Origin of the sequence: Pulveribacter suum (assembly GCF_003013695.1) — a bacterium.
GTDB classification, from domain to species: Bacteria; Pseudomonadota; Gammaproteobacteria; order Burkholderiales; family Burkholderiaceae_C; genus Melaminivora; species Melaminivora suum.
Genome location: NZ_CP027792.1, coordinates 1023167 through 1037430 on the forward strand (window position 1 = coordinate 1023167; position 14264 = coordinate 1037430).

At 72.7% G+C, this 14264-nt stretch carries 10 protein-coding genes and 1 tRNA gene; 5 read left to right on the forward strand and 6 right to left on the reverse strand.

What is annotated here, in order from left to right; all coding sequences use genetic code 11:
* Positions 1–140 precede the first annotated feature (140 nt).
* Positions 141–812, forward strand: a complete 672-nt coding sequence (locus C7H73_RS04620; RefSeq protein ID WP_106845566.1) for a response regulator transcription factor — start codon at positions 141–143, stop codon at positions 810–812.
* Complete coding sequence (locus tag C7H73_RS04625) at positions 809–2161, forward strand: ATP-binding protein (protein WP_106845567.1); 1353 nt, start codon at positions 809–811, stop codon at positions 2159–2161. The genes C7H73_RS04620 and C7H73_RS04625 overlap by 4 nt, the downstream gene beginning before the upstream one ends.
* 143 nt (positions 2162–2304) lie before the next feature.
* On the opposite strand, the gene nirK is transcribed toward C7H73_RS04625, so the two are convergent.
* Entirely contained in the window at positions 2305–3798 is a 1494-nt protein-coding gene (nirK, locus tag C7H73_RS04630; protein WP_106845568.1) for a copper-containing nitrite reductase, read from the reverse strand.
* A 349-nt stretch (positions 3799–4147) separates the two neighbouring features.
* On the opposite strand from nirK, the gene C7H73_RS04635 reads away from it, so the two are divergent.
* Positions 4148–5542, forward strand: a complete 1395-nt coding sequence (locus C7H73_RS04635) for a phospholipase D-like domain-containing protein (protein WP_106845569.1) — start codon at positions 4148–4150, stop codon at positions 5540–5542.
* A 92-nt stretch (positions 5543–5634) separates the two neighbouring features.
* Entirely contained in the window at positions 5635–6006 is a 372-nt protein-coding gene (locus C7H73_RS04640) for a hypothetical protein (protein WP_106845570.1), read from the forward strand.
* On the opposite strand, the gene C7H73_RS04645 is transcribed toward C7H73_RS04640, so the two are convergent.
* The gene (locus C7H73_RS04645) at positions 6003–6617 is read right to left on the reverse strand and encodes a cysteine hydrolase family protein (RefSeq protein ID WP_106845571.1); all 615 of its coding nucleotides are present in this window, start codon (positions 6615–6617) and stop codon (positions 6003–6005) included. The two genes, C7H73_RS04640 and C7H73_RS04645, sit on opposite strands and share 4 nt — an antisense overlap.
* 175 nt (positions 6618–6792) lie before the next feature.
* Between C7H73_RS04645 and C7H73_RS04650 the strand changes: the two genes are divergently transcribed.
* A complete protein-coding gene (locus C7H73_RS04650) occupies positions 6793–7401 on the forward strand; it encodes a hypothetical protein (RefSeq protein ID WP_106845572.1) in 609 nt (202 codons plus the stop codon).
* Positions 7402–7511: 110 nt separating this feature from the next.
* Here the strand turns inward: C7H73_RS04650 and C7H73_RS04655 are convergent, their stop codons facing one another.
* The 4 genes from C7H73_RS04655 to C7H73_RS04670 form a co-directional block, all read right to left on the reverse strand.
* Entirely contained in the window at positions 7512–7700 is a 189-nt protein-coding gene (locus tag C7H73_RS04655) for a hypothetical protein (protein ID WP_106845573.1), read from the reverse strand.
* 167 nt (positions 7701–7867) lie between these two features.
* Positions 7868–7942: transfer RNA gene (locus tag C7H73_RS04660), tRNA-Arg, on the reverse strand.
* A gap of 128 nt (positions 7943–8070) precedes the next feature.
* A complete protein-coding gene (locus tag C7H73_RS04665) occupies positions 8071–12192 on the reverse strand; it encodes a translocation/assembly module TamB domain-containing protein (protein WP_106845574.1) in 4122 nt (1373 codons plus the stop codon).
* Positions 12193–12306: 114 nt separating this feature from the next.
* The gene (locus tag C7H73_RS04670) at positions 12307–14250 is read right to left on the reverse strand and encodes an autotransporter assembly complex protein TamA (RefSeq protein ID WP_106847540.1); all 1944 of its coding nucleotides are present in this window, start codon (positions 14248–14250) and stop codon (positions 12307–12309) included.
* Between the last annotated feature and the right edge of the window lie 14 nt (positions 14251–14264).

A 14264-nucleotide genomic window follows, 5' to 3' on the forward strand; every position in this document is an offset into this window, starting at 1 on the left:
TGTTTTTAGCCTCAAACCGTTATGGCGAAAGCGCGAGCAGCTAGCAAAAGCGTAGCAAACACCCGGCCGGCGGGGCTGCCTGCCGGGTGCGTCGCTATGCTCGCGCCCATGCCCGCCACCGCCTGCCCGGAGAGCCTTCCATGCGCCTGCTGCTGGTTGAAGACGACACCATGATCGGCGAAGCTGTGCAGGAGCTGCTGCGCGCCGAACACCATGCCGTGGACTGGGCGCGCAGCGGCACCGAGGCGGGCGCCGCGCTGGCCGCGCAGCGCTACGATCTGGTGCTGCTGGACCTGGGGCTGCCCGGGCGAGACGGCCTGGACGTGCTGCGCGAGCTGCGTGCGCGGCGCGACCGCACGCCGGTGCTCATCACCACCGCGCGCGACGCCGTGGCCCAGCGCGTGCAGGGGCTGGATGCGGGCGCCGACGACTATTTGCTCAAGCCTTATGACATGGACGAACTGCTGGCGCGCATCCGGGCGCTGGCGCGGCGCGCGGGCGGGCGCAGCGACGAGACTTATGAGAGCGGCGGTGTGCGCATCCAGCCCGCCACGCGCGAGGCCAGCGTCGATGGCCAGCCCGTCACCTTGTCGGCACGCGAATGGGCGGTGCTGGAGCCGCTGTTGGCACGCCCCGGCGCTGTGCTGTCGCGCGCGCAGCTCGAAGACAAGCTCTACGGCTGGGGCGAGGAGATCAGCAGCAACGCCGTCGAGGTGTACGTCCATGGCCTGCGCAAGAAGCTGGGCGCGGGCCTGATCGTCACCGTGCGCGGCGTGGGCTACATGCTGCCGCGCGCGGAGCCGGCGCCATGAGGGGCCAGGCCCCGCACTCGCTGCGCGCACGGCTGCTGCTGACGCTGCTCGTCGCCATCGCGCTCGGCGTGCTGGCGCAGGCGGCGCTCGCCTGGCGCGCGGCGTTGGCCGAGGCCGATGCGCTGTTCGACCACCAGATGCAGCAGACCGCGCAGGCGCTGCGCCCGGGCCTGCCGGCGTGGGGCTTGCGCGAGTACAGCGTCCCGCTGGTGCCGGGGCAGGAAAGTTCGGAGTTCGTGGTGCAGGTCTGGACGGCCGATGGCCTGCGCATCTTCGAGTCCAACGTCAGCCTGGGGCTGCCGCAGCGCGCCGTGCTGGGTTTCTCCAACGTGGAGGCGGGCGGCACCACCTACCGCGTGCTGTCGGTGGCCACGCCGCTGCAGGTCATCCAGGTGGCGCAGGACATGGCCGTGCGCCGCTCGCTGGCCCGCCAGCTGGCCCTGGGCACGGCCTGGCCCATCGCGCTGATGGCGCCGCTGCTGGCCCTGGCCGCCTGGTGGGCGGTGAGCGGCTCGCTCGCGCCCGTGGAGCGCGTGCGCCGCCAGGTGGCGCGCCGCCGCGCCGACGACCTGTCGCCTGTCGATGCCGCCGGCCTGCCCGCCGAGGTGCGGCCGCTGGTCGATGAGCTGAACCTGCTGCTGGCGCGCATGCAGCAGGCGTTCGAGGCGCAGCAGCACTTCGTGGCGGATGCGGCGCACGAGCTGCGCTCGCCCCTGGCGGCCTTGAAATTGCAGGCCCAGGCCCTGGCGCGCGCGGTCGACGAGGCCACGCGCACGCGCGCCGCAGAGCGCCTGTCAGCCGGCATCGACCGCGCCACGCGGCTGGTCGAGCAGCTGCTGGCGCTGGCGCGCCAGGAGGCGCAGGCCAGCGGCGCCGCGCTGCAGCCCCTGGTGCTGGCCGAGCTGGTGCAGCGCGCCGTGATGGACGCGGCGCCGGTCGCGCACGCGCGCGGCATCGACCTGGGGCTGGCGCCCTTGGCAGGCGACGCGGCCGCCGCCAGCGTGCGCGGGCAGGGCGAGGCGCTGGCCATCCTGCTGCGCAACCTGCTGGACAACGCCATCAAGTACACGCCCGAGGGCGGCATGGTGGACGTGGCATTGCAAGTGCAGGCCGATGCGCTGGTGCTCACCGTGGATGACAGCGGCCCCGGCATCGCACTTTCTGAGCGCGAGCGCGTGCTGCGGCGCTTCCACCGCGCGCAGGCGGCCGAGGGCGCGGCCGCGGCCGGCAGCGGCCTGGGCCTGTCGATCGCCCAGACCATCGCGCAGATGCACGGCGCCCAGCTGGCCCTGCTGGACGCCCCGCGCCTGGGCGGCCTGCGCGTGCAACTGGCGCTGCCGCGCGCCTGACGGCCCGGCAAAAAAGGAGCGGCGACCCGCAAGGGTCGCCGCCGTGACTCATCTTTTGATAGCTGCCAGCGCTTGGTTGGTGCGGGCTGGGGCCTGATTCCATTCAAAAGGAGGGCAGGCTCCGGCCCGGCAGCTCCAGGCCGTCAGCGCCCGGCGCCGCCCACCTTGTAGACGCTCGCGTCTTTCTCGCCCGTCACCTCCAGGATGCCCACCGCCCCCTTGCCGGCGCGCGACAGGGCGTGGTCCACCAGGGTGTACTGGCCGGGGTAGTCCACCTTGAACTCGACGATGGTCGCGCCGCCCGGGGCCACCAGGGTGGTCTGCACGTCCTTCTTGATCGAGCTGATCGAGCCTTCGCTATAGACCTTGTCGAAGATCTCGCCGATCACGTGAAAGGACGAGATCTTGTTGGGCCCGCCCACGCCGAAGTAGACGCGCACCGTCTCGCCGACCTTGGCGGTGAGCTTGTGCTCCTTGGTCAGCGAGCCCACGGCGCCGTTGAAGACGTAGTAGTCCGGCAGCTCGGCGGCCATCTTGTCCAGGTCGGCCTCCTGGTGCGTCTTGGCGCCGTGCGGGCGGGTGGTGTACATGTCGCCCTGCATCACGTAGTACTCGCGGTCCACCTTGGCCAGGCCTTCCTCGGGCTCGATCAGGATCAGGCCGTACATGCCGGCCGCAATGTGCTGGGGCACCAGCGGCGTGGCGCAGTGGTACACGTACAGGCCAGGCTTGAGGGCCTTGAAGGTGATGGTCTTTTCCTGGCCCGGCGCGACCTGGGTGTGCTCGCCGCCGCCATGCCCGCCGGTGACCGAGTGCAGGTCGATGGAGTGGATCATCTTGCTGTCGCGGGCGTTGGCCAGGGTCAGCTCGACGCTGTCGCCGACGCGGGCGCGCAGCATGGGGCCGGGCACCTTGCGGTCGAACGTCCAGTAGGTGAAGCTGGTGCCGTCGTCCATCTTGCCGTTCAGCTCCACCGTCTCCATGCGGTATTTCAGCAGCTGCGGCGCGCGGTTGCCGATGGGCGGGGGCACGGCGCTCGGGTCCATGGCGATGCTGATGGCCGCGGCGTCGGCCGGGCGCGAGGCCGGCGCGGTGTACAGCTGCGCGCCGCTCAGGGGCGAGACCTTGGCGGCCGTGGGCGCCGCGCTGCCGTTCTTGCCGGGCACGGCCTCGAAGGTGCCTTCCATGCCGATCTGGCGGTGGCCGGGGATGGTGCAGTAGTAGGTGAAGGTGCCGGCCTGCGTGACGGTGAAGCGCACCGTGACGGTGCCGGTGCTGGCGTCGAACTTGGGCGACTGCACGCCCAGCTCGGCAATGGCCAGGTCGTGCTGGGCGCCTTCGCCGCTCTTCAGGACGATCTCCACCGTGTCGCCGACGGCGGCGCGCAGCACCGGGTTGGCCACGCCGTGGTCATCGACGAAGACCATCTTGCCGTCCACGATGCCGGTCTCCAGCACAAAGCGGCGGACGGCGGCGTCGGCAGAAGCAGCGGCAACGGGCGCGCTGACGGCGGCAGGGGCGGGATGCCCCTGGCTGGCGTGCTGCCCGGCCAGCGCTGCGAAGGCCAGCGTGCCGGCGCACAGGGCGGCGGCGGCAAAGGCCAGGGGCTGACGGGGGAACGAACGGGGGGCTTGCATGACAGTCTTCCTTGTGAAGATGAGCTTTCGGTGTCCCCTCTGGCCGGCTGCGGATGCATCGGTGGAGACGGTTGCTATGATATTTAAAGATTCACTTTAAATGCACTTTAAAGCCGAAATTTCTTGATGTGCGTCAATTGCAGCGGCGAAGCCTTGCCCGGAGGTTCAAGCCAAAAACGCCTCCAGCCTAATAGCAGCAAACGCCGGCAGCTCTTATTTATGTAGCAAAAGCGGCGGGAACTCCCGCCTCTGCCCGCCCGCACCGCAGCCCGCTATGCTGTGCGGCCATGGTGTTGCCCTTGTCCTTTCGCCTCCCGGCCTGCGGCTGGCTGCTGCCTGGAGCAGCGGCGTGATCCGCATCGCCTTGCTGTCCGGCCTGGGCCACACCATCGTGGTGGTGCTGGGCCTGTTGATCTACGTGCTGGGCACGCGCATCAACCAACAGCGCCGCCATCCGTCTGCGGCGCTGGGCTGGGTGCTGGGCATGGTCACGCTGCCCTACCTGACGCTGCCGCTGTTTTTGTTGTTCGGCGTGCGCAAGTTCGCCCGCCCGGCGCGGCGCCACCACTGGCAGGGGCCGCCGCCCATGGGCGAGGGCCCGGCCTGGGCCGCGCAGCTGCTGGCCGGCATGGAGGTGGCCCCGGCCGTGCGCAACCGGCACATCACCCTGCACCCGCACGGCGCCGCGGCGCTGGCCGGGCTGCTGGAGACCATCGCCTGCGCGCGTCAGCAGCTGGACGTGTGCACCTACGTCTTTGCGCACGACGAGATCGGCGCCCAGGTCTCGCGCGCCCTGCTGCAGGCCGTGGAGCGCGGCGTGGCCGTCCGCCTGCTGGTGGATGCCGTGGGCAGCCTGCAGACGCCGCCGGGCATGCTGCGCGCGCTGGCGCGCAGCGGCGTACAGGTGCGCCGCTTCATGCCGCTGCTGCACAACCCGCTGCGCGGGCACACCAACCTGCGCAACCACCGCAAGCTGGTCGTGGCCGACGGCCAGCGGCTGTGGAGCGGCGGGCGCAACCTGGCGTGCGAATACTTCCTGGACCGGCCCGGCCGCCCGGCCTGGGTGGACCTGAGCTTCGAGATCTGCGGCCCCCTGGCCCAGCATGCCCATATCCAGTTCGGCACCGACTGGCGCATCGCCCAGGGCCGCACGCTCAGGCGCATGCGCCGCGCGCCGCACATGCCGGCACTGCCCGGGCCGGTGCACGGCCCGCTGGCGCAGTGGATCGTCAGCGGCCCCGACCACGCCGACGACACCGTGCACGCGCTGCTGATGGCCGGCGCCTTTCACGCGCAGCGGCGCATCGTCGCCGTCACGCCTTACTTCGTGCCCGACGACGGCCTGCTGGACGCCTGGTGCCTGGCCTGCCGGCGCGGCGTACAGGTCAGCCTGCTGGTGCCGGCGCGCTCCAACCATGGCCTGGCCGACGTGGCGCGCGAGCGCGCGCTGCGCCAGCTGGTGGCCGCCGGTGCGCGCGTGTGGCTGTCGCCGGCCATGCTGCACGCCAAGGCGGTGCTGATCGATGACGACCTGGCGCTGGCCGGCTCGCTCAACCTGGACGCGCGCAGCCTGTTCCTGAACTACGAGGCCATGACCGCCTTCTACGGCGAGCAGGAGCTGCGCTGGCTGTCCGACTGGTGCGCACAGCTGATCACCCAGGCGCAGCCCTACCAGGCGCACCCGCCCTCGCTGCCGCGCGACCTGGTCGAAGGCGTGGTGCGCGCCCTGGGCTTTCAGTTGTAGGCTGGCTCCCCCGGTCCGCGCTGGCCTACAGGGGGCGGCGCGGGGCACTTCTACCTTCAGGGCCTGCGCACCACCGAGAAAGGCCCGTTGCCATGAACCCCGCCACCCACGACCCCCGCCCCGCCAGCGGCGCCCCCGCGCCGAATGCGGCCGCCCCGTCGCCCACGCTGCGCGACGAGCGGCGCATCGGCCGCATCATCGGCATCCTGCTGGCCATCGCCATCGTGGCGGTGCTGGCCTTCAACTTCCTGGCGCCGCGGGACCGCCTGCGCGCGCCGGGCGAGTCCCCCACGCCCGCCGCCCAGGCCCCCGCAGAGCAGCACCAGCAGCCCACGACCACCGCCCCTGGCGACGGCACCGTGCAGCGCGTGACGCCCGAAGCGCCCGACAGCCCCACCCCGGCAGGGCGCGAAGGCATGGGCGCCCCAGCCGGCGCCGCACCCGCCACGCAGGACGCACGCTAAACCCGCTGCGGCGGCGCACCGGCCCGCAGATCGGCCCGAAAGGCCGGGCGAACCGAGCAGTCGAACGCACCGCCCAGCTGTTTGACCGCCATGTCGAAGCGTTCGACCGTCTCGGCCGCGATGCAGTCCTGCGGCACCCACACCTCGTAGCCGTACATGCAGGCGTCGGTGGCCGAGAGCATCACGCACATGTCGGCGGCCCAGCCGACGATGGTCAGCTTCTTCGTTCCCATCTGCGTCAGCAGGTGGCGCAGCGGCGTGGAATGGAACGCTGAGTGCTGCGGCTTGAGGATCACCAGGTCGTCGGGCGTGGGAGTGAGCAGCCGCGCAATGTCGCCGCGCGGGCCCGGCAGCATCTGGCAGGCCCCCAGGATGTCGCGAAACTCGCTGTGCCAGGTGCCGTAGTTGTCGTTGGCATAGATGGCGGTGACGCCGCGCGCCGCCAGGCGCTTTTTCAGGCGCGCCACCCGCTGCGCCGCCGCCCAGGCGCTGGGCAGCAGGTCGTCCGCCGTGGGGAAGCTCATGGGGTTGATGACATCGACCAGCAGCAGCACTTCGTCGCTGCAAGGCAAGGGGGCGCTGGTAAGGGCCTGCGCGCGGCTCGTGGACATGGATAGGGCTCCGAAGGAAGAGGGCACCAAAGGCGAGCAGGCAACATAGCGCGGCACTTTCTGTGCACCTGTAGGAGGCGCGCGCCTACAGCGCTGGCGTGGTCAATGCGGCTTCAATGGAGTGTGCTGCGGCCCGCCGGGCTGTCCAGTCCCCTGCAACCACGAAAGAGTCACCATGCCCAAACCACGCTATGACCAAGCCCAGCTCAAGGACCTGCTGCTGCAGATGATGGAAACCGAGCTCGGTGGCGAGCAGGTCTATCGCGCCGCCATCGAATGCGCCATCAACGAGGACCTGCGCAAGGAGTTCGAGGAATACCTGCAAGAAACGCTGACGCACCAGAACGTGGTGCGCAGCACCTGCGAAGCCCTGGGGCTCGACCCCGATGAGGAAACGCCCTCACGCGCCGTCGTCCGGCACATCGGCCAGTCCCTGGTCAAGGCCATCGCCCTGGCCGTGCAGGGCGGCGACCCGGCGGCCGCACAGCTGGTCGCCTGCGAATGCGTGGTGCATGCCGAAACCAAGGACCACGCCAACTGGGAGCTGCTGGGCAAGGTGGCCGAGGTGGCCACCGGCGATGTGGGCCGCGCCCTGAAGGCGGCGCACGAAGCCGTGGAAAAGGACGAGGACCACCACCTCTACCACTCCACGGGCTGGTGCCGCGAGCTGTGGATCGAGAGCCTGGGCATGCCGGCGGTGCTGCCGCCTCCTGAGGAGGTCAAGCAGGTGGAGACGGCCATCGGCGCCTCGCGTGCCGAGCAGCAGCGGGGCAAGATGCTGTGACGGGCCGGCGGCCCATGGCCGCCTGACGCGTTCAACGCCCCATCGGCGCGCTGCCCCCGCCACCATGAAAAAAGCCCGCTTCAAGCGGGCTTCGTTGCGATGGCGGCTCATTACTTGGTCTGGTTGTGGCCCTGGCTGCGCTGGCTGTTGCTGTCCTGGGCGGACTGCTTGACGGCCTGGTTGCCCTGCTGGCCCTGGCTGGCACTCTGGCTGTTCTGGCCGGCCGCCTGCTGGGGCTGCTGCTGCTGGCTCTTGGCCTGGCTTTGGTTGTGATTCTGGCTCGACTGGTTCTGTGTCATGGTGGACTCCTGAGTTGCCGCAGGCGAAAGTGCCTGCAGGTCTTGCATTGAAGGCCGATGGACATGGCAGCCGTGCCGGAGCGTTCCTACGAGGCGGTAGGAGCAGCGCGGCAGAAATGGAAAAGCCCGCTCGGCGGCGGGCTCGCGGGACGGGGGCAGGGCATCCCTGGTCCCTCCGACAGGAATCGAACCTGTATCTGGCGCTTAGGAGGCGCCCGTTCTATCCATTGAACTACGGAGAGCGGCAAAGCCGGCGATTGTAAGCGGCGCGCAAAGGCTCTGGGCTCTGCCTCGGCTGCCGCCGGTAGCTACGCTTTTGATAGCTGCCAGCGCTGGATGGACAAGCGCTGGAGGCCGTTTTGGCTTCGCATCAGTCGTAGCGCACCGTGTAGATCAGGTCCACCGCGCTTTGCTGGCCGGTCTGGCCGCGCAGGGTCAGGCGCTTGGACAGGTCGTAGAAGATGAACAAAGTGCCCAGCACGCCCGACAGGCTGCGCTCGTAGGTCACGTACAGGTCGCGCGACAGGCGCTTGCCGAAGGTCAGCGCGGCGCTGCTGGCGGCCTCGCCCTGGCCGGGGCCCTTGAAGCCGATCTCGTCCAGCCCGATGCGCTGGGCAATGCCGCCGCCGCTCTTGTCGCCGCCGCCGCTGAGGAAAGCCAGCGCCGCCTGCTGCAACAGCGCCGCCTCGGCCCCGCCGGCCGCGGCGCTGCGGCCCAGCACCACCCAGGACAGCTTTTCCGCATCCGGCAGCTCGGGCTCGGAGTACAGCCGCACGCGCGGCGCGCGGGCAGAGCCGGTGACCTGCACGCCGGCGCGTACGGCGATGTTGGGGCGCAGGGCCAGCACGTCCAGCGCCGGGTTGTCGTAGGGGCCGTTGAAACGCAGCAGGCCGCTTTCCACGTCCAGCGCCTGGCCCCAGGCGCGGTAGCGGCCCTGGTCGGTGCGCACCTCGCCGGTCACGCGCGGCGCGCCGGCGGTGGCGGCGCTGGCGCGGATGTCCAGGCGCCCGGTCAGCCGCGTGGTGATGCCGTGGCCCTGCAGGGCGAAGTCGTCGCCCAGGTCCAGGGTGAGGGCGATGTCGGGCGTGCGTGCGGCCTGCACGCTGCCCTGCTCGCGGGCCTGGGTGGCGCGGGCGGCCTTTTGCGCCTTTTCGGCGGCCGCGCGGTCCAGCGCGGCCGAGCGCACGACCACGTCGTCGCCCAGCGTGGGCGCGCCCGCCTCGGGCAGGATGATGGTGGCGCGGTCGGCCACCAGGTTGCCGCGCAGCGTGAGCTGGCCGTCCGCCAGCTGCGCGCGCACGTCGCCCGAGACGCTGGCCTGCCGGTCGGCGCGGGTCAGCACCTGCAGCGCGCGGGCCTGGGCGCGCAGGTCCATGCGGATGCCCGAGGCGCCGGGCTTGCCGGCGGCCATGTCGGCCCAGGACAGCGTGCCGCTGCCGCTGAGGGTGCCGCCGTCGGCCGGGGCCGCCGTGCGGTTGCCGCTGAAGCCGGCGATGCGCGCGCGGCTGCCGTGCCCGCCCTTGAGGTGCAGCTCGGTGACAACCAGCTGCTCGCCCTGCAGCGTGGCGCGCAGGCGCCCCTCCTGCAGGTCCACGCCGTCCAGCAGCGAGCGCACGGCAAAGCGGTCGGCGGCCAGCTGGCCGCTCCAGCGCGGTGCGGCGCGGCTGCCCGACAGGCGCGCGTCGGCCGACAGCGTGCCATGCACGCGCCAGCCCGGCGGGGCCAGCAGCGACCACACGCCGACCTCGGGCAGCTCGGCGCGCACGGTGGCGGCCAGCGGCGCGTCCTCGGGCCACAGCCAGCCGCCCTCGGCACTGCGCGCCAGCTGCGTGCTGCCCTCGGCCTGCACGCGGCCGGCGCGTTCGCTGTCCCAGGCGAGGCGGGCGCGCAGCGCCTGGCCGTCGGCGGTCAGCTCCAGCGCCAGCTCGCGCAGGCCGGCGGCCGTGGTGCCGCTGCTGCTGGTCTGCGGCCGGCCTTCGCCCTGGCCTTCGCCGCTGCTGCGCACCACGGTGACGGCCGGCGCGGCCTCGGCCTCGCCGGTGGCGATGCGCAGTTCGCCGCCCGTGCGGCGCACGCTGGCCTGGGCGCGCAGTCCGGCGGGGGTGGCGGCCACGTCCCAGCGGCCAGCCAGCGTCAGGTCGCCCGACAGGCCCAGGCGCGCCAGGGCGCCCTGGCCATCGGTCTTGAAGGCATCGGCCCAGGCCAGCGGCACGCCCTGCAGCTCGCCCTGACTGGTCAGCTCCAGGCCGCCCTGGGCGTCCTGGGCGTAGCGCAGGGGCTGCCAGCGCAGCGTGGCCTGGCCCGGCTGCTGGCCGGACAGGCGGGCGCTGCCGGCCCCGGCCTGCACGGCCAGGCGCGGGGACTGCTGCACGGCCACGGTGACGGGCTCGTCCAGGCGCACCGTCCAGGGGCCGGGCTGGCCCTTGGCGCTGGCCTGCACGCGCAGCTCGTCCAGCTGCGCCTGCCACTGCCCGGCGCCGCGGCTGCCGCCACTGGCGCGCAGGTGCACTTCGGCCTGTTGCTCGGCGCCCTGTCGCACCTGGCCGTCCAGCGCCAAGGTCAGGCTGGGCAGGCTGCCGCGCAGCGCGGCGCTGGTGCGCAGCACCTCGACGGCCAGCGCGCCGGCGCCGCCGCTGCCCGGTTGCGCGGCGCGCGTGAGCTGCAGGCGCGGCGCCTGCAGCTGCGCCTGCAGCGTGAAGTCGCCCGCCCGCTCGGCGGGTTGCCGGGGCGCGGCCAGCAGGCCGGCGGCCTGCAGCTGCTGCTGCGCGGCCTGCCAGCCGCCGCGCCACTGGGCATCCAGGCTGGCGTTGCCGTCCAGGGCGAAGCCGCCCAGGTCCACGGGCAGGCCGGCCAGCCAGGCCTGGGCACGCGCGGCATCGGCCACGCGCAGCGCCAGCGTGCCGCTGCCGCTGGCCGGGGCCATCTGGCCGTCTACCCGCGCCGTGGCGCCGGGCAGCTCGGCCTGCAGGCGCCCGCGCGCGGCCAGCGCCTGGGTGTCGATGTGCAGCTGCTGGCCGCGCAGCTGCGCGCCCTGGGCCTGCACCAGCAGCTCGGGCAGCTCCAGCAGGTGGCCCTGCCAGGTGCCCTGGGCGGACAGGCGTTGCAGCAGCAGGGCCGGCGGCGCGCCCTTGGCCGGCCCGCGGCGCAGCGCGCGCGGCGCGCTGGCGCGCAGGTCCGCGGCAAAGCGCACGGCCGCGTCGCCCTGGGCGCTGCCGCTGGCGCTGGCGCTGCCCGACAGCGGGGCCGGGGCGAAGCGGGTGTGCAGCTCGGCGGGGTTCACGCTTTGCACGCGGGCCTGGCCCTGCAGGGCGCCGCTGCCCGGCGTGAAGCTGCCCTGGGCACTGATGCTGCCGCCCCCGGCGCGCAGCTCGGCGCCGGGCACCGTCCAGGTGCTGCCGTCGAACAGGGCCTGGCCTTGCAGCGCCTGCACGGGCAGGTGCTGCGTGTCCCAGGGGCCAGGCTGGTCGTTGGCCAGGTCGGCGCCGATGCGCCAGCCGCCGCCCTCCAGCGGCTGCACGCTGGCCTTGCCGCCCAGGCGGGTGATGGGCGCCTGCGGCCACAGCAGCGCCAGGTCCACGGCCTGCAGCGCGGCGTCGGCCTGCTGCAGGGGCTGGGCGGCCCAGGGGGCGATGCGGGCCTGCACGTCGGCGTGCAGGGGCGCGTCGCTGCCGGGCTCTTGCGGGCCGCCGCGCAGCTGGGCGGTGGCGTTCAGCAGCGCCTCGCGTCCGGCCAGGGTGCCGCTGATGCGGGCGCTGGCCTGGGCGTGCAGGGTTTCGTCGCTGCCGGGCACGGCGGTGCGCACGGTGCCGCTGGCGCTGGCCTCCAGCGCCATGGGCGCGTGCGCGTCCAGCGTGGCCTGCAGCGCGTAGCGGCCCTGGGCGACGGCGACGTGGTCCACGGTCAGCTGGTGCTGCTGGCCGTCGTAGCGGTAGCGGCCCGTCAGGTCATCGACCACCACCGGTTGGGCCGGCTCGCCCCGGCCGGCCCAGACCAGGTGGTCCACGCGAAAGGGTACGTCCACCTGCAGCGGCAGCACCAGCTGCTGCAGCGGCTCGGGCGGGCCGTCGCTCTCCTGGGGCTCGCCGCGCTGGGTGAGGATGACGCTGGCCGCATGCACCTCGCCCAGCTTGAGCTGGCGCGACAGCAGCGGCGCGAGCTGCCAGCCGATGTCGGCGTCCTGCACCTCCACGGCCAGGGTGTCGCTTTGCCAGCGCAGCCAGCCGATGTGGCCGCCGGTGCGCAGCGAGCCGGTCACGTCCTTCATCTGCAGCTGCTGGCCGGCGGGCAGGTAGGACGAGGCGCGCGACAGCGCCGCGGCCAGCGAGGTGCTGCGGCCCGACCACCACCACGCCAGCGCAGCCAGCGCCAGCAGCAGCACCACCAGCAGCGCCAGGGCCCGGCGCACCCAGCGCCAGCGGCTCTTGCGCGGCGGCGCAGGCTGGGGGGCCACGGCGGCGGCGTAGGGGTCGGAGGACTGGGGGTGCGTGGGCATGGAGACTTAAAAACAGGAGCTGCTGGCGCTTGGTGGGTGCGGGTTTTGGGGCTTAAAGTGGGTTAATTTGGCGTGTATCAAGCGCGAGCAGCTATGCAAAACATAGCGGCAGCCTCAGAACGTGAAGCCCAGGCGCAGGTGCAGGCGCACCTGCTTGTCTTGCACGCCATAGGCCAAGTCTGCCTGCAGCGGGCCCACGGGGCTGCGCCAGCGCAGGCCGGCTCCCACGCCCACGCGGGCGCGCATCTCGCCCAGGCGGTCGGCCACCGCGCCCACGTCGATGAAGGTGGCGCTCTCGAAATCCGAGCGGTTGCCGCGCACGGTGAGGGGGCGCTGCCACTCCACGCTGCCCACGGCCAGGTAGCGGCCGCCGTAGAGCGTGTCGTTTTCGGTGCGCGCGCCGATGCGCCGCCAGCCGTAGCCGCGCACGGTGGTGTCGCCGCCGGTCAGGAACATCTGCGTGACGGGAATCGGCGCGTCCTGGCGCGCCAGCACGGCGCCGGCCTCGGCGCGCAGCGCCAGGCGGCTTTCGCGGCGGATGCCTTCGCCCAGGTCCACCCGGCCCATGGGGCGAAAGCCCTGCCAGCGCACGTAGGCGCGCGTGAACGGCCGGCGCACCGGGTGCAGCGTGGTGCCCACGCCCAGCTCGGCGCCCACGCCCCAGCCGCGCGTGGGATTGCTGTTGTCGTTGAAGTAGCGCCCTGTCCAGCCGTAGTTGACGGTGAGCGCGCTGCTGGACGGCGGAGCTTCCTCGCCCTGGCTCTTGGCCGTGTCCAGCTGCAGGAAGTAGCTGCGGTCGATGTGGTCGGCGCTCTTGGTGCGCCCGCCGCGCAGGCGGCTGCTGTTGACCTCGTAGTCGCCCGTGGTCTCGCGCTGCAGCTGCAGGCCGCTGAACCAGCGCCAGCCGTCGTCGCCGGGCAGGGCCGTCCAGTCGGTGGACAACAGCTTGTGCTTGGTGTCCAGCTCGATCTTGGACAGCGCCCGCCAGCCAATGCCGGGCAGCCGGTTGTGGGTGTGGTCCAGCGACAGGCGCGGGCCGCTGTCGGTGGACAGGCCCACGCCGAAGACGGCCTTTTGCAGCGGCGCCTCGCGCACCTGAGCCGTCACGGGCGCCGCGGCGGCGGGCGCTGCGGGGTCGATGGCGTCGGTGTCCAGCGCCAGGAAGACCGCGTCGTAGTAGCCGCTGCTGGCCAGGCGCTGCTGCGCGTCCAGCAGGCTTTGCTCGCTGTAGGGCGCGCCGGTGGGCAGCCGGGCGATGCGCCGCGCGCCTTCGGGGTCGTAGCGCTCGCTGCCCTTGATCTGCAGCGCGCCGAAGCGGATGTCCGGCCCCGGCGCGTAGTGCACCTGCAGCGCTGCCTCGGCGCGGTCGGCGTCCACCTCGGCGCGGCTTTTGTCCACGCGGGCCAGGGCGTAGCGGCGCGACTGCAGCTGGCGCAGGCCCTGCGACTTGGCATCGTCCCAGTCGCGCTGGGTGAAAGGCGCACCCGGCTGCAGGCCAAAGCCGCGCTGCAGCCGCGCCTGGCGGCGCGCCAGGTCCGGCGCGTCAGGGCGATCCGGCGCGTCGCTGCCGCCCACTTCGATGGCCGTGCTGGCAATGTGCGTGCGCTGGCCCGGCGTGACGCTGACGGTGATGGTGCGCAGCGGCGTGTCGCGCCTCGCACCGGCGCCGGGCGCGGGGTTGTCGTGCAAGGCGATGGCGATCTCGGGGCTGAAGTAGCCCAGCGTGGCCAGCAGCTGGCGCACGTCGGCCTCGGCGGCGCCCAGCAGGCGGCGCAGCTCGGTGTCCTGCAGGTCGGGCAGATGGGCAAAGCGCTGCAGCTGCAGGTAGCGCGACAGGTATTCGCGCACCTTGTCGTCGTCCGCCTGCACCTGCAGGGCAAAGGCGTCGGGGCCGCTGCGCTCGGGCGCGTCAGAGGCGATGGCGCCGTGGCGTTCGTCGGGCGCCTGCTCGCCGCGCTCGCCGCGCAGCAGGCTGCAGCCGGGCAGGGCGCTGGACAGGGTCAGCACCAACAGCAGCGCCGACCATCGGGCCGGCGCGCGCTGAAGGGAACGGGGCAGGCGGGGCAAGGGGC

Bases quoted from the DNA above. Each gene is read 5' to 3' on its own strand.
- C7H73_RS04620 (WP_106845566.1), top strand. From the start codon at position 141: ATGCGCCTGCTGCTGGTTGAAGACGACACCATGATCGGCGAAGCTGTG.
- C7H73_RS04625 (WP_106845567.1), top strand. From the start codon at position 809: ATGAGGGGCCAGGCCCCGCACTCGCTGCGCGCACGGCTGCTGCTGACG.
- nirK (WP_106845568.1), bottom strand. From the start codon at position 3,798: ATGCAAGCCCCCCGTTCGTTCCCCCGTCAGCCCCTGGCCTTTGCCGCC.
- C7H73_RS04640 (WP_106845570.1), top strand. From the start codon at position 5,635: ATGAACCCCGCCACCCACGACCCCCGCCCCGCCAGCGGCGCCCCCGCG.
- C7H73_RS04645 (WP_106845571.1), bottom strand. From the start codon at position 6,617: ATGTCCACGAGCCGCGCGCAGGCCCTTACCAGCGCCCCCTTGCCTTGC.
- C7H73_RS04650 (WP_106845572.1), top strand. From the start codon at position 6,793: ATGCCCAAACCACGCTATGACCAAGCCCAGCTCAAGGACCTGCTGCTG.
- C7H73_RS04655 (WP_106845573.1), bottom strand. From the start codon at position 7,700: ATGACACAGAACCAGTCGAGCCAGAATCACAACCAAAGCCAGGCCAAG.
- C7H73_RS04665 (WP_106845574.1), bottom strand. From the start codon at position 12,192: ATGCCCACGCACCCCCAGTCCTCCGACCCCTACGCCGCCGCCGTGGCC.